The sequence below is a fragment of the Rothia mucilaginosa genome (assembly GCF_019334805.1).
Taxonomy (GTDB): Bacteria; Actinomycetota; Actinomycetes; order Actinomycetales; family Micrococcaceae; genus Rothia; species Rothia mucilaginosa_C.
The window spans coordinates 1,088,729-1,108,938 of the sequence record NZ_CP079822.1 but is presented as its reverse complement, the minus strand read 5'-3'; the positions used below and the strand labels follow the sequence as shown (position 1 = coordinate 1,108,938).

Sequence of the window (20,210 nt, the reverse complement as noted above, 5' to 3'; positions counted from 1 at the left end):
GTACGGCTATATGAGCTTGTGGGTAGCTTAAAAACCAGGTTACGAGGAGTTGGCGTCCGAGCAACTAGCACCCGAAGAATCGCCGCCAGAGCCATTGCCAGAGCACAGTGCAATCGTGTGAGCATTCGCCAACATCATCTGCGCGTAGTGAGGAGCCTGCGCATCCAGGGTGTCCGAATAGAGCACCCCAGTACGCACCTGAGCCTCCCGAGCAAGCTCCGTGAGAACCGGTGAACGCATCGCCGTGGACTTGTCCAGATAAATCGCTGGAACCTTCAAATCCTCGACCGTGCGACGCAGGCGCTGACGCTGCTGAATACTCGGTTCGCCGCTGGCACTGGCGCTCACAAAACCGGCAATGTGCAACCCGTAGGTGCTCGCCAGGTAGCGGTAGCCGTCGTGCGTGGTGACCAGGTTGCGTGCCGACTCCGGCAGGCCTCCGTACACCTGACGCAGCTGAGCGTCCAGGGCATCAAGCTCCTTCATGACCTGCTCGGTGCGGGTCGCGTACTCGCTCGCACCCTCCGGGTCGGCGGAGGTGAGTGCGTCACGGATGACCTGCACGCTCGCCTTCGCGTTCGGCACCGAATGCCAAATGTGCGGGTCAATCTCGCCGTGCACGTGCTTGCCCAGAACGGCCTGCGCCAGCAGGTACACCTGACCGCGATGCTCCGAAGCACCCGAACGCAGGAAACGGTAGCTGCCGCCGGCGGGCACCTCCTGCAGGGTGCGGGAGGGGACCGCCACCACGGTGCGGTTCAGTTCGTACTCTACGGCGCCCTGGGAGGAATCCGCGCGAAGCACGAGCCTGCCGTCGCCGGTACGTGCCGTAATATCGGCGTGACCTGCAGAAAGAACCTTGATCTCGGCGGCAGAAATGTTCTGTTCCTTCGCCAGACGGTCCACCAGCTCCTGCGGGTCACGACCGACCGCGCAGTACAGGGTGCCGCGCGAAGAACGCACCGACTCCGGCGCATTGACCGCGGTGGCGCTCAGCTCGATGGCGTACTCGCCGGCATCACTAAACGCCCACGACAGGTGCGTATGCGCCTGCAACGGAAGCTCCAGCGAACCCATATCGCCGGTACGGATTGCGGTGTCCCCCTCACGGGTGAGGTTCACGCCGCGCGCATGCGAATCGCACAGCATCTCCACCGCGCCGAAGGTCTGCGTAATGAACGCCGCCAACTGTGCATTCGACGAATCGGTAGAGGTGCGCGCCCGCACGCTCTGCACCTCAAAGCGCATTCCCGCATCCGAAGAATCGGCGGGGGCGGACTCGTTTTGCCCGCCCTCTTCAACACGCAAACCCAGCCAGATGGAGTCCAGGGAGGCATCCTCAACAATGGCTTCGAGCTTGCCGCCGTACTGCTCAATCTTCTCCGCAACCGCCACGGACACAACGCCTGCGGGCAGGTTCGCCTCAACCATTTTGCTGAGCTTACGCTGCTCCAGCAGCAGACCGTTCGTCAGGGCGCAGCGGGCGTAGGCGACATCGCGGATATCGCGCAGGCTCGGCTCATACGAGTGCGGGTCAGCACCGGCAGGCACCAGGGAGTGCACGCTGGCGCGCTCTCCTGCAATCTGCTGCGCCAAGTCCGCCAGGATCGGGGTCGTGGCGACCACGCGCATCCGGTCGGAGGAAGCGTTCACGGTGCTGGCGCATCCGCTCAGTGCGAAGGCACCAGCCCCCACCCCCGCACCCACCGCAATGCGGGAGGCGAGGGTGAGGGCGGTACGCCGACTATATGCTTGCGCGCGGTTTTCGGTATGCCCGCTATGCGGTGCCACCGCTGCGGCCCTTTCGGCGTGCCGAACGCAGAATCATGGCACCGAGTGCCAGCGCCAGAATGGAGGTGCTGACCATGAACGGGTCGATGACCACACCGGTGTTCGGCAGCTTACCCGCCGCAGCTGCCTTCTGTGCGTTGGCGAGTTCCTGGCTGGTCAGGGCACAATCCTCACCGGAGGCGGTCTTACCGACGATGCGCACCTTGGATCCGTCGGGCTTGGTGACGATGCCGGTGGCTTCGTCGACGGTGCCGTTGACGGGGTTCTTTGCGGTGCTCTTCTCGCCGCCGTTGTTGGCGCCGTTAGCGCTGTTAGCGTTGCCGCCGTCCTGCTTGGTGCCTGCCGCGCCCTGCGCGTTATCGCTTGCCGGGGCGTTATCGGGGTTGCCGACGGTGAAGTGCAGAACCGATTCGCTGCTGACCTGCTGACCGTTCTTCAGGCGTGCAGTCCAGCCGATGGTCACGGTGTAGCGACCCTCAGCGGTGAACACCCAGTTGCTGTGCTGGTGGGTGTTTGCGGGCACCTGGAAGGAGCCGCCGCTACGCGAATCGAAGACCTTCTGACCTGCGGAACCGAAGTTACCGGAGAGGAAGGTGGACATGGTGCCGGGGCCCTCAAAACCGTTGAGGCTCATGGTGACGGGGCCGTCGAGCTGCTTGAGCAGTTCGGGGTCCTGGGTGCTCCAGCCGAGCCAGGGCACGCCCTGCTGCTGGGTTGCACCGATCATGTGCACGGGGGTGCCCGCCGGGGCGATGTTCTCCATGCCTGCGGGCAGGTTGATCTTCGCGGCGTCATTGAGTACGAACTCGAGGGCGCCGGGGGAGACGTGGCGGGCGGGGCTGGTGCGGTCGTCCTTCACGCTGCTGGTGAGGTTGCCGCCGTTGAGGATCGGGCCTACGTCAAAGTGGCCGTGGGTGACTTCTTCACGGCCGCTGTGCTCGGCAGTGTTGACAACAGCGAGGGTGGGGATGCTGGTCGGTGCCTGGGCTGCCTGGTTGCTCTGCTTGTTGTCCTTCTGAGCGTCCTTAGAGTCCTTAGAGCCCTTGGCATCTTCGGCGGGAACCTCGGTGGCGATGCACTGCTGGTTCAGGCTGCCGGGCAGACCGGAGGACAGCACACCGTTGCCGGTAATGCCGCCGCCGTTGCTGGGGGCGCTAATGTTCTGGGCGTTGGAGCCCTTCACACTGGATCCCTTCGCGCTGGTGGCGTTGCTGTCCTTGTTTTCACCCTTGTCAGAGCCGTTATTGGTGTTGTCGGTGCCGCTGATAGCGGTTACACCGGATCCGCCCTGGGATGCCTGCTCACCATTTGCCGCCGCCTTCGCGCCGTTCGGGTCGGTCACCTGCGCGGCGTTCTGACCGTTCACGGATCCATCCACGCGGCGAATACCGGTGGATGCGCTCGCCTCAGCAGATGCACTCGCCTCGGCACTTGCGGAGGTAGATGCACTGGGGCTGCTGGTGGCGCTCTCGGTAGCGGTGGAGGTCGCCTCGGGGGTTTCGGTCGCTTCCTTCGTTGCCTCGCTGGTTGCTTCCTTCGCGGCGTTCTGCGCGTTCAGGAGCTTGAAGCCGTCCTCGGCGTTGGTGCCCACGGCGATGGTGTAGGTCGCCTCGGAGCTGACCGGGGTGCCATCCGCAAGGGTTGCGGTGGCGCGGAAGGTCAGCTGGTAGATGCCCTTGCGGGTGAACGCCCAGCTGAGGTGCTCGTGGCCGCCCGCGGTGATGGTGTGCGGTGCGAGCTGGTCGTTGGTGCTGAAGACGCGCGGGTTGTCGCGACCGGATTCGGTGAAGACTTCGGCGCGGCCGCCTTCGGGTACGCTGCTGCGCACGAGTTCAAGGTTGATGGTGTTGTCCTTGAGCGCGCCGGGGCGGATTCCTTCCGCACCGAGGCCGGGGTAGAGCAGGCCGCGGGTGCGGGTGGAGGGAATGTAGAAGATGTCGGTGCCTTCGGGGGCAATGTAGTCGTAGCCTGCTACGACGTTGGTGTGTGCGTCCTCGACGTCGGGCAGGTGGAAGACGGTGCGGGCGGGGTTGAATCGTCCCTGCTGGCCGGGGCCGGTGTCTGCGAGGGTGCCGAGGGTGAACTGGTTGCCGTCGAGGAATGCGTTGAGCATTTCGGTGTGTACGCCCGCGATGACGTAGTCGCCTTCGTAGTTGACGTAGCTGCGCGACTCGGTACCTGCCTGGGCACCGGTCTGGTTTTCCTGCGCCTGATTTTCCTGTGCCTGTGCGGCGGTGAAGGTGCCGACCTGGGGGAGGGCGAGGGGTGCCCCGAGTGCGAGGGTGCATCCGAGGGTGGTTGCGCTGAGTAGGCTCAGGGGTTTGGTGCGTCCTTGCATGGTGGCTCCTTGGATGACTGCTCGTTGGCTGGCGCGTTGCCCGGTGCTTTCGGGGTTTGCCCGGTACTGGGTCCGGTGTTAGATCCGGCGACCTGTTGCCGGTTTCTCCCTTGCGTCCGGGGTGTGCTCTGCCGTGTTTTTCTCTTTGTGGATGTGTATGGTGTGCGTTTTTGGGCGCGCCTCTGCGCACACGTATTTCTGAGAATCACTATACTCACTTAGGTTCTAAATGACAATTATTTGCAAAAGAGCTACCCTAGGAAATAGAAAAATGAGAAAGGTTGTCATGAACTCTCAGAAGCAGACCCAACGACGGGTCACCACACACACACCCGCACTCTTCATCCCCGGCGGCAAGCCCGCCCTCCGCCGCGCAGCCGCATTCCTCTCCGCCGCAGCGTTGCTCGCGCTCGCCGGCGCTGCCCCCTCCCTGCCCGCCGCAGCAGGCCCCGACGACGGCAAAATCGTCACCACCAAGGGCCACGTTGACGCCCCCAAGGCATACTGGGACGAGCAGAACGGCACCTTCGTCCTCATGAACGAGGCGAACCCCTACAAGACCGGCGCAGACACCTACGAACTGGACAAGACCGTCAACTGGGTTGGCAAGGGCTACAGCACCAGGGACGGCAAGTCGCAGTACACCATGACTCTGGGCACCTCCCCCTCCCTGGCGTTCCTCGGCGAACCGGGTCAGACCCTCTACATGGCACCGCACCTGACCTACGGCAACCAGGACCCTATCTGGGCTGGTCTGGGCGCATCCACGAAGGTGCCCACCGAGCGTTTCCGTGACGGCGTGTTCGCTACCGACATTCTCTCCGTTGAGGGCCCCGGCCGTATGGAGCTCTTCCGCTACAACCCGGACGACGCCCCCGCCGACGTGTACCGCATGCTCTCCAGCAGCTCCACCGGCTGGCACTCCTGGCTGCTCGACAAGGGTAGCCACACCCACAACACCACGACCTTCACCCGCCCCGGCCGCTACGTGGTCACCTACCGCACCGTGGCACGCTCCACCGACGGCCGCATCATCAGCTCCAAGCCGTCGAAGCTGGTCTGGCAGGTTGGCGGCATGCAGCCCGTGCTCGGTGACGGCACCCCCACCGCCGTGCCCACCGTCGACCGCTACAACGCGGCACCCGTCGGTGACCTGGACGCCGCAAAGTACATGCTGTCCGTGGCACCGCACCGCCTGGACGCCGACCCGGCTAAGAACAAGGATGCCGACGACAAGCTCAGCGACATCACCTTCACCGCCGCGAACAAGAACCTCAAGGGCACCCTGACCCTGTACAACAACGGCTACTTCCTGACCGACCTGCCGGTCGTGAACGGTACCGCCACCTGGTCTGAAATGCTCGGTAGCGAGGGCTCCCAGCTGCAGGCGGTCTTCACCCCCGACACCTCCGACGAGAATAGCGCGGAGGCGTCCCGCTGGATCTCGCACAAGCTCACCTACGAACCCGGTAAGGCTGAGAGCGTGTACAGCGACGACGGTAACGGTTCCTGGCCCGAAGAAATCCCGGATCATGCGAACACCGTACTCAGCACCCAGCAGTACACGCCGACCAGCATGGACTACGACGTGACCGTCACCCCAAACGGCAACGGCTTCAGCACCGTTGAGGTCCGCTTCAAGGACCCGAAGGTGCGCGGCTTCATGCGTGGCGGCTTCTACGCCCAGGATGACCCGGTCTACCCGTACCTCGACCTGGAAGGCTCCGTCGAGGATGGTGTGGCGCGCTTTACCTTCCGTGACGAGTCGTTCTACAAGGGCACGGCTCTGCGCGTGAAGATGCTGACCCACCCGGATATGAACGCTTCCGCCTCCACCACTGAGGTTGCGGCGAACTACGAGCCGGGCACCAAGTACACCGCGCACGGTGCGCTGGCTCCCGATAGCGCACCCATTAGCGATGCGCCGAAGCCTGCTCCGGTGGATCCGTCGCCGAGCGCTGAGCCTACCGTCGCGCCCTCTGCCGAGCCTTCTGCTGAGCCGAGCGAGGCTCCCTCCGAGGCTCCGACCGCTGAGCCCAGCACCGTTCCGTCGGTGTCCCCCAGCGAGGTTCCGACCGTGCCTGCGGTGCCGACCGCCTCCGCAGAGCCGAGCGTACCTGCTCCGGCACCCTCCACTCCGGCACCGACGACTCCGGCGCCCGCGAACCCGACCCCGAGCGCACCTGCTCCGACTAGCCCGGCGCCGTCTGCGCAGCCGTCCACCCCCGGAACCCCCGGTAACCAGTGCGTGCCCGGCCAGATTGACGGTCGCACCAAGATCTCGCACGGCCACCTGGACATTCAGGCGACCCTGAAGGACCGCCAGCTGTCCGTGGGTCTGCGTGACGACAGCGGCATCATTGACGCTGATTCGACCGTGCGCCCGCTCGATTCGGTCGTGTGGACTGTCAGCGAGAACGCCCGCCGTGTTCGCACCGAACGTATGGCTGACGAGAAGCTGAACTTCATGGGCCCGGTCGGCACCGCCTTCTACGGCCTGCCGCAGACCCAGCAGAGCGGCCTGCCCTGGCCCGGCTACAACACGCAGGACATTGACTACTCGCAGCTGCGCGGCCCCGTGCGCCTGCACGTGGTGCCGAAGGTCATGCCTGAGGGTGCACGCTTCGGCATGTTCACTGAGTCGCTGAATGGTGCGGATGTGCTGCTGGACTCGACGACCGGCAAGACCACGATCGACATTGATTACGCGACGCACGCACACGCGAACTGGGTGTTCTCTGAGCCCGGCCAGTACATGTTTGACGTGCACTATTCCGCGACTCTGGCTGATGGTACTGAGGTGAACAGCCCGGTGCAGCAACTTGCGGTTGCTGTGGGTAAGAAGGCGTCGGATGCGTGCTCGTTTGAGACTGCCGTGCCGAAGGACCCGAACGCGGCTGCGGACGACTTTAGTGGCGTGCGCCGTGTGGATTCGGCAACCCCGGGCGGTACCGCTGGTGCTAACCAGCCCGGCTCCGCACAGTCTGGTACCGCACAGTCTGGTCAGTCCGGTCAGACTGGTGCTTCTGGTGCCGCTGGTGGCGTGAACGCTCAGGGCTCCTCTGACGGTTCGGCTGATGGTTCTGCTGGCGGCGTGTACCCGGGCGGTGTCTCCGGCGGTGGTACCGGTGGCGGCTCCCTGGGTCAGTCTGGTGTGTCTGCTTCGTCTGGTGGCGCTCAGCAGGGCGGCCTGGCGCGTACTGGTTTTGGTGCGGTGTCTGTGGCTGTGGGCGGCGCACTGGTGCTCGGTGCCGGCACTGTGATGGTGCTGCGTTCCCGCCGCCGCGCTTCTTAGCGCTCGCCGCGTGAGGACACGCTGATACGATAAAGCCCCCGCGGCTGAGAGAATGACTCTCGGCCGCGGGGGCTTTGTTTTTAATTTATGAGGTTGTTATTCTTTGATTTCTTCAAAGCGGGTCGTAGTAAAATCCCGCTCTTTATTAGTTGAACGATTCGACACATGGAATAGGTATTTTTTGCCAGGCTTGACGCTCTCAACATACTCGGGAATCTTGCGACCTTCCGGAGGAGTAATCATTGTGAGCGTGCCGCACTCTTCCGTCTCAAAAAGACCTTTGGGTCTAATATCATTCATGCCGCTTACTGTTCCTCCGCGCGGTACCGAATATGCCTTAGTCACGGTACAGGTTGCGGTAATGCCATCACTGTCATCACGTAAATGTTGAGGAACAACAAAAACATGTATACAGCAAGCATTATCAAAAGGGTCAACCCTATTATTTGGCGGCGAGCATAATTAATTTCCATCGGCTCCCCTATTTATAACTTAGTGGAAAAAGGTAATCTCATTAAATGTCCCACTTCTTTAAATCAATCTTATTAAAAATTCCCTGTGCTTCCTTTTTCTTATCTTGGCGTCGATTAATCTCGTACCTAATAATAATGTAGGGGATAGAAGCAATGGACAGCACCAAAATAATTCCCCAGAAGATACTAAAGATGGTATCTAGCATGTTTTACTCCGCCTCCTGAACAGCGGCATTGGAAGAGGAATCCTCGTCTTCCTCCTCGGGAATGGTGATACCCACGGTGATGTACTTCTTCACCGACCACCCATTCATCGCTACCGAGGCAGCAAAGAACAGCGCAGGCAGCAACTCCAGACGAACCAGCGAATAGCCCACATACCCGAGCGCAATACACCCAGCCAAACCAGCCACGCCAATACACACGGCACGCAGGGTACGGTACCCCTCAGATCCCTCCTCAAAGCGGGTGCCCTGCAGGTAGAAGAGGCCCTCACGCACAACACGCAGGAACCCAGGGGCCAGGAAAAGCGCAACCGCCAGAGCCACCGGATCATAGCCTGCAGTCATGAAACTGGTCAGAGGAACCACGAGGCACAGAACCGTGAAAATAGCCGCCGACACAACGCCCACACGGGTTGAGCGCCTATTCATCTGCTCCATGCGCAGCAGGTCAGGAATCTCATCATTAGGCTCGATGCGGTAGATGAGGAAGGCGACGATGATTAGCCCGCCAACCATGTACCAGGAAGCAAAGTTCGTCTCAGGGGTCCACGGAGCCGGGTCCCCCTGGAGTACACCGAAAGCCGTCAGAACCGTCAGAACAATCAAGCCCACCGCGTTGATGGAGTAAACGAAAATAAAGAAGCGGTGGAAGAGGCCTCCGGTCGCTTTATAGCCAATATTTTCAGCGTTAATCATATCTATGTAAGCAAGATTCAGAGGGCTTAAAACGAAGAACAGCGCACCCCAAGGCCATACCCCAATAACGGCCATCACTAGAGATGCAAGAGCTATGAAGCTAAAGCAGAACCACAGGAAGATTAGCCATAGGATTCTGAAGGTTTCAGAGATAGCGTTCATGCTATTTCCCTTTCAACTATTTGGACTCTGCCGCGGCGCGGTCGAGGATGCGCTGCAGGTGTTCCGGGATCTGTCGGTACTCCCCAGCCTCGGGGGAACCAATCTCATACGTGCGGGCATAACAGATGACCTTAATCAGAGCGTCCATGTCCTCGTAATCACCGAACTCTACGAAGAGCTCAGGGATGTACTTGGGTGGCCAAACGCCGTAGCGCTCGCGGAAGAGAATCATGTGGTAGATGTAGGTTGCGTCAAAGAAGACGGGGCTGAAACCCAGACGGTAGCGTCCCATCTGGCTACTGCTGATGAGTAGGTGTCCGCCTTTGCCGTTGACCTGCATGTGTATTTTGGTGATGCTGCTGTAGTCGAACTCGCGGGTTTTGAATCGCCAGTTCCGCCATTTCACGGAGGTTGCATTCTGCTGGATGTAGAAAGAGTGAACATGGATGGACATAAACCAGAAATGCATTCCAACTATGTTTGTAAATATGTAGGCTGGAATGTAGTCAACAAGGCTCTCTGCTCTGAAAAGTAGAGGACACAGAAGACAAACAACCACTGTACAAGCGTCCAAAATTAACACAGCCAGCAGCGGCTTTTTCTGCCGCTGTCCCAGAGGAATATAGCCTTTGGGGCGGTTGAGTCCTATGGAGCCGTTGGTGACGGTTTCGGCAAGGAATTTCCTGAGCATGGGGTGTCCTAGTGTGGTGGTTGGTTACATGTAGACGTCGGCGAGGCCGGTGACTTTCTCTTTTTCCCTGAAGTACGGGACTGTATCAGGGCCACTATCTAGAGCATCCACCCGAGCAATATCACTCGGATTATTCATATCAGGCCAGCGGTCATTATCAATCCTGAACCGCACAATCGCCATTAGACGATAATTCTTGTGAATAATCGGGCAGAAGGCGGCAATTAGTTTTCCGGATTTACTGTAGAAAGACACAAGATCCTGGTCGTCTGTAGAGGTTGCCTCATAGTATTCAATGCCGTCAATAGCGTTGAAGGGATAGACGGTCGTGCGTGCTGACCACATGCGCTGCTCAATACCTTCAGGGGAGATCTTCACATAGGCAACATGCACATACCAGGCATACATCATGAATCCGATTGACAGAAATATCCCAAGGAGTTCATAAAAGGCACCTGGAGACCCCTCGTCTATAAGATGAGCAAAGAGATAGAGGCACGGAAATCCAGGAGTAAATATTGTCAGGAGAGCCTCTGCCTGATTGACTCGCCGGATGTACGCGCCTTGGCGGCGGCGCTCCATATCCTTCCAGCGCTGAATCTCGTAATTGATGATGATGTAGAGCGTCCCGGTTACCGAGATGAAGGCCATAACGCCCCATATGATGATGAGGAAAATACGCATGGTTGGTTCTCGTTTCGTGTGGTTGGTGAATAGGGTTCGGCGTTTGGGTCTATCGTATCGGCTGCCGTGCGGCGCTACATCTTGATATCCGCTAGGCCGGTGATTTTGTTGCGTCTTCTGTACAGCTTCCTGAACAGGGGTCGGGTCCACTCGAGGTTATCCCATGTATCAACCCACGCCAGATCTTGCGGGTTCCGCATATCGGGCCAGCGGTCGAACTCGAGCCTGAACCGTACGATTGCCAGCAGCCGGTGGTTCCTTCCAACGGGGTCTAGCTTGGCGATTTGCTTGCCTTTCTTGGTGTAGAAGGTGGCGCTGTCGGTCGCTTCCCCATCCCAATCCTCCGCCTCCGTCTTACCCTGGAAGTAGAAAACCTGGTCGATAGCCCTAATCGGGTAGGGGGTCACGGTAGCGAACGGTGAGAGTTTCTGTTCCACAGTGTCGGGCGTGATTTTCGTGTACACCAGGTGAACGTGCAGAAGGTGGTAGAGGAAGACCAGCAGCAGGATGAACATCAGGAGGTTGAAGAGGATGCCGAGCTCTGCCTGCGTGTAGAGGTAGAACGCGAAGAAACCTGCCGGGAGTGTGGGCGTGAGGAGGCTTATGAGTGCTTCACGGCGGGGCACGCGCGTAATGTAGATGCCTTCGTCGCGTAGCTGCATGTCCTGGCGCAGGTGCCTATTATGCAGGATAACGACAATGATGGCGCCGATGATTGATGCGAGGGTGCAGGTGCCCCAGAGTAGAAGGAAAAAGGTGTGCATGATGCCGTTCTCCTCTTTCGCGGTGTTGGTGGTGTTCGTGCCGGTTGCGGCTCTTCGGATGCAGGGGGTAGCCGGCGCTTATTGGGAGGGTTACATGTAGACGTCGGCAAGGCCAGTAACCTTCCCCAAATTTTCAAAGTAGCGCATCGTCTTCCCGGCACAATCCAAACGGTCCACCTGCGCCACATCATCCGGGTTGTCCATGTCAGGCCAACGTTCGTTCTCAATCCTGAACCGTACAATCGCCAGAAGTCGGTAATTTTTATGAGGCATCGGGCTAAACAGGGCAATCTGGGTGCCTGACTTGGCGTAGAACCCCACCATGTCATCGTCTTCATAATTCGATGCCTTGTAGAACACGACGCGGTTGATCGCGTTGAAGGGGTAGCGGGTCGGGTTGGAGAACCAGATACGTTGCTCGATGCCCTCGGCGGAGGTCTTCACGTAGGCGACATGCACATAGCGCAAGTATGCGGCAAATGGTACTGATACTAACAAGGCCGTTATGTCAATCGTTATCCTTGCTGATTCAGGGTCAAAAAATATATGACCTGCAAACATAAGGCACGGAAAAACGGGGGTAAATATCGTCATGAGAGCTTTGAGCCGCGTAACCCGTCGGATATAAATACCCTCACGTAGCCGTTGCTTATCTTTCCAGCGCTGCACCTCGTAATTGATGATGACGTAAAACGTCGCAACTGTTGTGAACGTAGCAAAGATACCCCAGAAGATAATCAGGAAAGTGCGCATGGCGGGTTCTCGTTTCGTGTGGTTGGTGAATAGGAAGGGTATGCACCCCACCCAAATTAGGCGGCGGTGCCTACGTGCTGAGGATACCAGCGCATGAGCCCCGAAAGCCCCGGGGTAGCGCGGGGGTGAGCCGCGCATCCCCGGGAGCTTTCAGCCCGCAAACCGGGGGCTACATATCGACGTCAGCAAGACCCGAAATCTCTTGATTATTCATGAAATACGGAATGACTTCATAACGGTTATCCAGCTGGTTCACCTTATCCACGTCAGCCGGATTATCCAGGTCAGGCCAGCGACCATACTCAATCCTGAACCGAGTAATGACCAAGAGATAGTACTCATCATAATTCGGGTTCAACGGGTTAATACGTGCACGCGACTTAGTGAGAAACCACATCCGGCTTGGGGTATCTTCATCCTTGGACTCGCTATAAACAACGCTATCAATCGCGCCGATGGGGCAGATCCTCGACCCGCGAACGGGGGTGTGCATATTAATACCCTCAGAAGAAATCTTCATGTACGTGGCGTTGACGTGCCACAGGTAGAACAAGAGGAAAGCAGTCATGAAGATGTAAATACCCTCTGCATAGGGGTTAGTCTCGGGGCCATTGAGCGACAAAAAATAGCGGATAATCGGGAAGCCCGGGATAAAGACAATAACGTACACCAGTAGCGCTCGCAGACGACTAATGTAGATGCCTTCACGCTTCTTCTTCTCGTCGCGGCGTCGATTGATGATGTAAGCGGCAAGGGTGAGAATCGTGAAAATAGTTGTGATGATGGAGCATACGCCCCAAAAGGTAATAGCAGATTCTTGAGACATCATTTTAGCTATTCGCTCCTTCGGTCGGGTTGGAGTCGGTGGTGGTAGTGGAGTGCGCATCAAGGATGCGCTGCAGGTGTTCCGGGGCATACTCGCCGTCAGATGCTGAAGCACCCACGGGAGATACGGTTGAGGGGCACTCGCAGGCACGGCGACTGCCGCGTGAACGAACGCCCCTCCATCAGTGACGGCTAATCATGGAACCAAATAAGCCGGTTTACTTATCCATCTCGTAGACCCAGCCGCCAGCGTTGCAGTAACGCTTACCATCCTTCTCAATGATGTAGTAGCCGGGCTCGTGGTTCTCGCACTTCTGGATAACCTCACGGGCCTCTCGGTTAGACTTCTCAAGGTTCGCGGCACGAATCTGGAAGAAAGCAAACGTAGCGATGTACGCCACCAGAACCAGCGCAAGAGCGGTAATCGCCATGCCCTTACCCTTGCCGGTGCCATTCTTGACCATGATCAGAGCAATCACCGCGAAAATAATGGTCGGGATGGTCAGGAACGAACCGATCACAAAAATGCCGGTCAGGGCGGAAATAATGCCCAAGACCAGCGCGGTTACTGCCGCCCACTTCTTCTTCGGAGCCTCGACGGGTGCGCCGTATGCAGGCTGTACGGCGGGTGCTTGCTGGGTGAACTGCGGCTGCTGCGGTGCAGCCGGCTGCGGGGTGTTTTCAGACATGAAAGTCCTCATTTCGTATGTGGTTGGTGAATATCCGGAAGCGCACCACTTGCAGGTGGCGTACATTTCCCAAGGATACTCTATGTGCTTGAAAGCTCTGACAAGTGGAAATGTCGAGCACTTTGATGGTCTATGGGTTAGGTGGCTAAAAAGTTAACTCGGTGCAAGGCTTGGGTGAAGACTGGGCGACCATTCACCGGCGGGTGGGATTGGACCCGTATCCGCCCGAGTTTCTTGGCTGACCCTGGTGTACGCAGAAAGCCCCTCGGCTGAGAGGTAATCTCTCAGCCCAGGGGCTTTCTCTATGCGGTGCTACATGTCGACGTCGGCAAGACCGGAGACCTTCTCCAAATCCCTGAAATAAGAAATTGTCATACCCCTCTTATCAAGCGCGTCCACCTGCGCCACATCACCCGGATTATCCATATCAGGCCAACGCTCGTTCTCAATCCTAAACCGCACAATCGCCAAGATTCGATAGTTATTGTGGGTGGTCGGACCGAAGGCAGCAATCTGTTTACCTGACCGGGTATAGAAGCCCACCATATCCTGGTCTTCAACATCCACAGTCTCGTAATAGGTAACGCTATCAATCGCACCTATCGGGTAGACCGTTGGGTTAGCTGACCAGACACGCTGCTCGATACCTTCGGGAGAAAGCTTCACATAAGCGACATGCACATAACGCAAGAAAGAAATGAACATAGCCGATAGTAATAAGGCCGCTATTTCAGTCGCTATATCTAATGATTTAGGACCGTATATGTGACCTACAAACATAAGGCACGGAAAGGCGGGAGTAAATATCATCAAGAGAGCTTCAGCCTGATTAACTCGTCGAATATAAATACCCTCGCGCCGCCGCTTTTTATCTTTCCAACGTTGCACCTCGTAATTGATGATGACGTAAAACGTCGCAACTGTAGTGAATACAGCGAAGACACCCCAGAAGATAATCAGGAAAGTGCGCATGGTGGTGGTTTCTCGTTTCGTGTGGTTGGTGAATAGAGTTCGGTGTTTAGGGCTATCGTATCGGCTGTCGCGCGGTGCTACATATCAACGTCGGCGAGGCCGGTGACTTTCTCTTTTCCCCTGAAGTACGGGACTGTATCAGGGCCACTATCTAGAGCATCCACCCGAGCAATATCACTCGGATTATCCATATCAGGCCAACGCTCGTTCTCAATCCTGAACCGCACAATCGCCATTAGACGATAATTCTTGTGAATAATCGGGCAGAAGGCGGCAATGAGTTTTCCGGATTTACTGTAGAAAGACACAAGATCCTGGTCATCTGTAGAGGTTGCTTCGTAGTATTCAATGCCGTCAATAGCGTTGAAGGGATAGACGGTCGTGCGTGCTGACCACATACGCTGCTCAATACCTTCAGGGGAAATCTTCACGTAGGCAACGTGTACGTACCAGGCATACATCATGAGCCCAATTGACCCAAGTAATGCAATTGATTCATAGAAGATACCCGCAGAACCCTCGTCAACAAGATGAAGGTAAAGAAAAAGGCACGGGAACCCAGGGGTAAATATTGTTAGAAGAGCCTCGGCCTGATTAACCCGTCGGATATACGCGCCTTGGCGGCGGCGCTCCATATCCTTCCATCGCTGAATCTCATAGTTGATAATGATATAGAGCGTCCCGGTTACCGAGATGAAGGCCATAATGCCCCAGATAATAATCAGGAAAATGCGCATGACGGGTTCTCGTTTCGTGTGGTTGGTGAATATCCGGAAGCGCACCACCCGCAGGTGGCGTACCTTCCCCCAAGGATACCCCGGTGTGCGAATCGTCCTAGACCGTGCGCTTGGCGCACAAGGCTCCTCAACTCGCGGGGTTCCACGGTTTAGCTTGCTGTAGGTTCTGCCTCCGGGTCCTCCTCATCTTCCTTCTCGGGGATAGCAACACCCACGGTCAGGTACCTCTTCACCAGCAGGTACGAGGCGATCACCGGCACCACGTACACCAGCGACAACCCACTACCGGACTGCACAACATCCACGGCAAGACGGGCCGCCGCCAAACATCCGCCCAAACCCACCAGGGCTACGCAGAAGCCACGCAACACGCCATACCCGGCAGTGCCCTCCTCAAAGGTCGCCGCCCACAGCTTGAACAGGGTGCGGCGCACAAAAATCAGGAAAACCGGCACCAGGCACAGCACCACTGAAACACCCACAGGCTCATAACCGGCAGCAGCGAACGAAACCACCGGAATAACCAGGCAGAAGAGCACCATCAGGGCGCTCACACCCAGCACCACGGTGCGCACATACCGGTTGATGCGCTCCATACGGTGCAGGTTAGGGATCTCCTCGCTCGGCTGCGCGGCATTGTAGAAGAACAGCAGCAGAACCAGCGCGGACACCACCACATACCAGGGCGCGAAATTGATACCGTCCACCTGCGGGGTGGAGGCAACCGGCGGGACACCCGCCAGGGAGAGAGCAGCGAGCAGAACAATCGCGGCAACGCAGAACGTGCCCACCGTCAGCAGAAAGTAATGGTACGCGCCGCCGTTCTTTGCATCCTGCACACCGTGCTCACGCGTGCCGTCAATCATCACGACGGAAAACAGCATCGTGGAGATGGATAGGATGCTCCACGCGTACTCGCCCGTCATGACGGGGACAAACGATAGAAGAATGGATATAGAAAAAAGAATCCACAGGAATATTCGCCGCAGTGTTGGTGAGGACGCGATGGCCCCTTCAAAAAAGCCGATGATAAAGTCGCCGATATCTTCCATGGTGGATTCCTTTCTGCGGAGGTGGGGTTATTCTTTGATCTCTTCAAAGCGGAGGACGCTGAAGTCGTATTCATCGTTACGGGTATCGAAGGACTTGTACGCCCTGTATTTCTTGCCCGTCTCAAAGTTCTGGAGGTATTTGCGAATGGGTATACCATCAGGGGATTTGCTCGATGTGATGATTCCGCACTCTTCCGTTTCGAATTCACCGGAGGTCCAATAGGGGTCCTCGTGCTCAATGATTTCGACGGAGGTGACAGTGCAGATAGCGGATTCATTGCCCGGGTTGTAGTTGGTCATGAAATGTATGGACGCGAAGAACCCTAGCATGACTGCTATGGTTATGATGGCGCCGCGTGCATCCCATACATCTTTTGCTATGTCGCGAAGATATTCTTTGAAGTCGACTTTATTCTTCTTTTTCTTGGTGTATCTCTTTTTGTTGGTTTTCTTTATAGCCCCAGTTTCGGTAATGTAATTTGCCTCTGGGTAACTCTTTTTCTTCGAGATGTTCCTTTTCTTTGAAACGTTCTTTTTCCTCGGGGAGTTCTTTTTCACTACTCTTCACCTTCTTTCTGGGCTGCAGGTTGTTATTCTGTGATGTCTTCAAAGCGGGTCGTCTCAAAAACTGTGCTCATGGTGTGTACGTCCTTGTGTGGTGGTTGGTGAATCGTGCTCGCTACGGCGAGGTGGCGGGCACACCCTTAGCCTATCGCACGGTATCTGACCAGAAGGTTAACTGGGTGCAAGGCTAAGATGAAGACTCGGCAACCATTCATCAGAGGGCCAAGAACCGTGCGTAACCACCCGATTTTCTGAGCTGCTTTGGGGGAGCATGCCCCTGCATCGTTGAAGACGCGGACAAAGCGAAATAGGCCGCAGATGCCGTATAGAGAGCCTCGGGTGGTGCGAGTCTTCGACTCGCACCACCCGAGGCTCTATTTTTAGCTCATGAGCTGGTTATTCTTTGATTTCTTCAAAGCGGGTTGTCTCAAAATCCCGTTCCTTTTTTGTGGACGAATTTAATACATGGAATAGGTATTTTTTGCCAGGCTGAGCTGTTGCAACATACTCAGGAATCTTCCGACCTTCCGGAGAGGTAATCATCGTGAGAGTGCCGCATTCTTCTGTTTCGAAGACGCCCACCGGAGCATTATCATTCAACTCTCCAATCGTGCCGCCTCGAGGCCTGGTGTATGCCTTCGTTACGGTGCAAGTAGCAGTGATACCATCACTGTCATCTCGTAATTCATATGGAAAGCGTACGAGGACATAAATGATAATTGCTACGATGCTTGTCATGATTATGATACTGCTTGGGCGCCTATCACCGAAGAACTCCTCTAGGAATCCTTTTATAAAATCTTTTATGCAGTCTATGATAAACATATTGAAACACTCACCTTAGAAGTGGTCGCAGGCCAGATGAATCTATATTCAATCTGCCTCTTGGAATCATTATTCTTTGATTTCTTCAAAGCGGGTCATATCAAAATCTCTATCTTTCCTATTTGAACGATTAGACACATGGAACAGGTACTTTTTCCCGGGCTGCGCGGTCTTAACATATGCAGGAATCTTCCATCCCTCGGGTGCTTCGTACATCGTGAGCGTGCCACACTCCTCAGTCTCAAAGACCCCCTTCAAACCAATGTCAGTCATGCCGCCCAGGTCCGTTCCGCGACGCTCCTGCGTGTACGCCTTAGTTACGGTGCAGGTAGCGGTGAAACCGTCACTGTCATCACGTAGATTTATGGGAATAATAAAAAAGATATATCCAACGCACATCGTCAGAAAAAGCATTGTTATTCTTTCTGACCATTTGTTATGAGATTCCATCACTCACCTCATTTCTCATGAGAATTCGGGGCCTTCTTTGCCTCACGCGCCCGCTGACGCTCCAGCCTACGCGCCTCATTACGGGCAACCCTACGGCGGCGCTTCTGACGCTCACTCTTCGTCTGCCCAACAACGTACTTCGTCTCACACAAGTCATAGAACTGGGCATAAATGTCCTGCGAGGAGCCATACATCCCCACTACACTCATCACATCCATGCCGTCCTCCTCAGCCCAGCGCCCGTGATCGTCACGGTACAGCACCTGCGCCATAAGGATGGTTGCATCAAACTGGTACGGGTCGAAGCTGCAAGTACGCTTACCCATCTCAGTGCTACCAATGCGCAAGAAGCCGTTCTTGCTGTTGTTTTCCACATGGGCGAACGTAATCGAGGGGTAGGTGAAAGCGCGTTCCTTCCACCGCCAATTACGCCACCGCACACAATCCTCACGCAGCTCGAGGTAGAAGGCGTAGCAGTGGTTTAGAGGGATGGCCCCCAGCAGGCCTATACCTAAAACACCAATCAGAAGAGCGGCAATCGCTTCAGTACGCTGAGACGCATATTCGGGAGCGGTCAGAAGACTATAAGAAGCTATGAATGCTGGCCATGCAACAAACCCGAGGATAGTTACAAACCAGAAGAAGATATATGCCAGGATGGGCCTCTTCTGCCTCTTGTTTAGGGTGGGTTTGCCGAGCTTAATACGGTAGCCCGGTATCAGGGCGACAATAAGTCCCCAAAGGGTTCCGGTTTCAGCAGCGTTCATAGTATGTACGTCCTTGTGCGGTGGTTGGTGAATCGCGCCCGCCCCAGTGGTGGCGGGCACGTTCTTAGCCTATCGCACCCTATCTGGACGGGAGGTTAACTCGACGCAATGCTCGGGTGAAGACTCGGCAACCACTTCGCAGATAGCCCGAATCCGTGCCTAACCACCCGATTTCCTCGGCTACTCTGAGAACGAACCCGCACCCTCCGCGCTGTTGCCGGAAGGCTGCGGGTCACCGATAAACAGAAAGGTTAGTGAACGGCCATGATAATTACCTACACCATGACTGCCGTATGGGGCGTACTATGCCTTGGGCTGATGTACAAAATCTGCCGCTCCGTTATCGCCCATGAAATGAGCCGCCACCACGACAAGAAGCTACGCGCCGAAAACATATACATCATCCGAGGCAAGCTTCGCATCATCATTCTGGCCAGCTTTGTAGCTCTCATATTTCCTACCGGAATGTTCCTAATGCACCTACTCGGCGACATGGGATTCCACCTTTTCTACGACATCGCAGCGTTCTGCGCCATGTGCATCGCTATCTGCTTCTTCTACGGACCCGTTGAGGATTACACCGAAATCTCGCCGGAAGGAATCGAAAGGGGCGAATCATTTCTAGATACGGTCTTCTACCCGCTCAACGCAATCGACGCAGTCTCATACAGCCAGGCCTCTGATAGCGACGAGTCAGACAGCGTTACTTTTAAAACAAAATCAGGCAAGACAATTACGAATTTCAGCCCCGGCGATGACGGTTACTACCTCCTCGCAATGACCCGATTCAAGATGGAAAACGACCGCTGGCCAGACATGAACAACCCCGAAGAAGCCGCCCAGGTTAAGGCGTGGATGAACTGGAACTCCACCATCCCGCACATTAAGGACAAGGAAATCACCGGCCTCGCCGAAGTGGACATGTAGCCCGCGATTCAGCCCGTATTTAGCGCGCGCACGGCGTGCTTCTCAACCAATATTTCCGTAATTTTTCTGCCGGAAAAACGTGGACTAGCCCGCATGGTTTAAGCCTCAACTAGAAGGTGTACTCTGCACGTAAAAACATTAACGTTGAGGCTTACAATAAGAAATGGTCGATGCACAGCCGCACGCCGTGCACGCACCTGTCACTTCACAGAAACACCGACCCCGAAAGGCACATCATGGCCACCAAGAAGCCCGCACGCCTCACCCGCCGCGCAGCACTCGCCGCCGCAGGCGCAGGCGCAGCAACCGCCCTCGGCGCACTGCTCACCCCCGCACAGGCAACCACCTACCGCCCGACCGTGCGCCGCACCCTCCACAACGGCTACTACTCCAACCGTTACGGCCGCCGCGGCCGCGTTGTCATCAGCGACTACTACGGCAGCTCCTACAGCCACTACTACTATTACGGCGGCTAAAGAATCCCAAGCCACAAAACATATACTGGAAGACGGCGCTACATTCGTGTAGTGC

At 56.6% G+C, this 20,210-nt stretch carries 20 protein-coding genes; 3 read left to right on the top strand and 17 right to left on the bottom strand.

Going from position 1 to position 20,210, the window contains the following annotated elements:
* Nucleotides 1-39 precede the first annotated feature (39 nt).
* Together LPB405_RS04285 and LPB405_RS04280 are read right to left on the bottom strand one after the other, a co-directional pair.
* The gene (locus LPB405_RS04285; protein WP_219102007.1) at nt 40-1,791 is read right to left on the bottom strand and encodes an anchored repeat ABC transporter, substrate-binding protein; all 1,752 of its coding nucleotides are present in this window, start codon (nt 1,789-1,791) and stop codon (nt 40-42) included.
* On the bottom strand, nt 1,778-4,129 hold the full coding sequence (locus LPB405_RS04280) for a TIGR03773 family transporter-associated surface protein (RefSeq protein ID WP_219102006.1): 2,352 nt from the start codon (nt 4,127-4,129) through the stop codon (nt 1,778-1,780). Before LPB405_RS04280 ends, LPB405_RS04285 begins: the two co-directional genes overlap by 14 nt.
* Nucleotides 4,130-4,415: 286 nt before the next feature.
* On the opposite strand from LPB405_RS04280, the gene LPB405_RS04275 reads away from it, so the two are divergent.
* Nucleotides 4,416-7,424, top strand: a complete 3,009-nt coding sequence (locus tag LPB405_RS04275; RefSeq protein ID WP_219102005.1) for a choice-of-anchor M domain-containing protein — start codon at nt 4,416-4,418, stop codon at nt 7,422-7,424.
* A gap of 96 nt (nt 7,425-7,520) precedes the next feature.
* Here LPB405_RS04275 and LPB405_RS04270 read toward each other — a convergent pair whose 3' ends face one another.
* From LPB405_RS04270 to LPB405_RS04200, 15 genes are all read right to left on the bottom strand, one after another.
* The gene (locus LPB405_RS04270; protein ID WP_141744415.1) at nt 7,521-7,769 is read right to left on the bottom strand and encodes a hypothetical protein; all 249 of its coding nucleotides are present in this window, start codon (nt 7,767-7,769) and stop codon (nt 7,521-7,523) included.
* Between the two features lie 337 nt (nt 7,770-8,106).
* The gene (locus LPB405_RS04265) at nt 8,107-8,817 is read right to left on the bottom strand and encodes a hypothetical protein (RefSeq protein WP_070505461.1); all 711 of its coding nucleotides are present in this window, start codon (nt 8,815-8,817) and stop codon (nt 8,107-8,109) included.
* A 178-nt stretch (nt 8,818-8,995) separates the two neighbouring features.
* Nucleotides 8,996-9,433 carry a hypothetical protein gene (locus tag LPB405_RS04260; protein ID WP_141746594.1) on the bottom strand — a complete coding sequence of 146 codons (438 nt, stop codon included), beginning with the start codon at nt 9,431-9,433 and terminating at the stop codon, nt 8,996-8,998.
* Nucleotides 9,434-9,694: 261 nt separating this feature from the next.
* Nucleotides 9,695-10,354 carry a hypothetical protein gene (locus LPB405_RS04255; protein WP_070633892.1) on the bottom strand — a complete coding sequence of 220 codons (660 nt, stop codon included), beginning with the start codon at nt 10,352-10,354 and terminating at the stop codon, nt 9,695-9,697.
* Nucleotides 10,355-10,428: 74 nt separating this feature from the next.
* Complete coding sequence (locus tag LPB405_RS04250; RefSeq protein WP_049347381.1) at nt 10,429-11,118, bottom strand: hypothetical protein; 690 nt, start codon at nt 11,116-11,118, stop codon at nt 10,429-10,431.
* 90 nt (nt 11,119-11,208) lie between these two features.
* The gene (locus tag LPB405_RS04245; protein WP_219102004.1) at nt 11,209-11,871 is read right to left on the bottom strand and encodes a hypothetical protein; all 663 of its coding nucleotides are present in this window, start codon (nt 11,869-11,871) and stop codon (nt 11,209-11,211) included.
* 169 nt (nt 11,872-12,040) lie between these two features.
* A complete protein-coding gene (locus LPB405_RS04240) occupies nt 12,041-12,700 on the bottom strand; it encodes a hypothetical protein (protein WP_053089032.1) in 660 nt (219 codons plus the stop codon).
* A 214-nt stretch (nt 12,701-12,914) separates the two neighbouring features.
* Nucleotides 12,915-13,385, bottom strand: a complete 471-nt coding sequence (locus tag LPB405_RS04235; RefSeq protein WP_049347383.1) for a DUF4190 domain-containing protein — start codon at nt 13,383-13,385, stop codon at nt 12,915-12,917.
* Nucleotides 13,386-13,697: 312 nt separating this feature from the next.
* Nucleotides 13,698-14,357 (bottom strand): hypothetical protein, encoded by a 660-nt coding sequence (locus LPB405_RS04230; protein ID WP_049345060.1) that lies wholly within the window; start codon nt 14,355-14,357, stop codon nt 13,698-13,700.
* 77 nt (nt 14,358-14,434) lie between these two features.
* Nucleotides 14,435-15,094: a hypothetical protein gene (locus LPB405_RS04225; RefSeq protein ID WP_049356143.1), complete on the bottom strand. Its 660-nt coding sequence runs from the start codon at nt 15,092-15,094 to the stop codon at nt 14,435-14,437.
* A 149-nt stretch (nt 15,095-15,243) separates the two neighbouring features.
* Nucleotides 15,244-16,020, bottom strand: a complete 777-nt coding sequence (locus LPB405_RS04220) for a hypothetical protein (protein WP_257604980.1) — start codon at nt 16,018-16,020, stop codon at nt 15,244-15,246.
* Nucleotides 16,021-16,173: 153 nt separating this feature from the next.
* A complete protein-coding gene (locus LPB405_RS04215) occupies nt 16,174-16,704 on the bottom strand; it encodes a hypothetical protein (RefSeq protein WP_219102002.1) in 531 nt (176 codons plus the stop codon).
* A 402-nt stretch (nt 16,705-17,106) separates the two neighbouring features.
* A complete protein-coding gene (locus LPB405_RS04210) occupies nt 17,107-17,448 on the bottom strand; it encodes a hypothetical protein (protein WP_219102001.1) in 342 nt (113 codons plus the stop codon).
* 156 nt (nt 17,449-17,604) lie between these two features.
* Nucleotides 17,605-17,949 carry a hypothetical protein gene (locus LPB405_RS04205; RefSeq protein ID WP_219102000.1) on the bottom strand — a complete coding sequence of 115 codons (345 nt, stop codon included), beginning with the start codon at nt 17,947-17,949 and terminating at the stop codon, nt 17,605-17,607.
* 44 nt (nt 17,950-17,993) lie between these two features.
* The gene (locus tag LPB405_RS04200) at nt 17,994-18,752 is read right to left on the bottom strand and encodes an ECF transporter S component (RefSeq protein ID WP_257604979.1); all 759 of its coding nucleotides are present in this window, start codon (nt 18,750-18,752) and stop codon (nt 17,994-17,996) included.
* A 282-nt stretch (nt 18,753-19,034) separates the two neighbouring features.
* On the opposite strand from LPB405_RS04200, the gene LPB405_RS04195 reads away from it, so the two are divergent.
* Nucleotides 19,035-19,679 carry a hypothetical protein gene (locus LPB405_RS04195; protein ID WP_257604978.1) on the top strand — a complete coding sequence of 215 codons (645 nt, stop codon included), beginning with the start codon at nt 19,035-19,037 and terminating at the stop codon, nt 19,677-19,679.
* A 236-nt stretch (nt 19,680-19,915) separates the two neighbouring features.
* A complete protein-coding gene (locus LPB405_RS04190) occupies nt 19,916-20,155 on the top strand; it encodes a transcriptional initiation protein Tat (RefSeq protein WP_219101998.1) in 240 nt (79 codons plus the stop codon).
* The last annotated feature ends 55 nt before the right edge of the window (nt 20,156-20,210 follow it).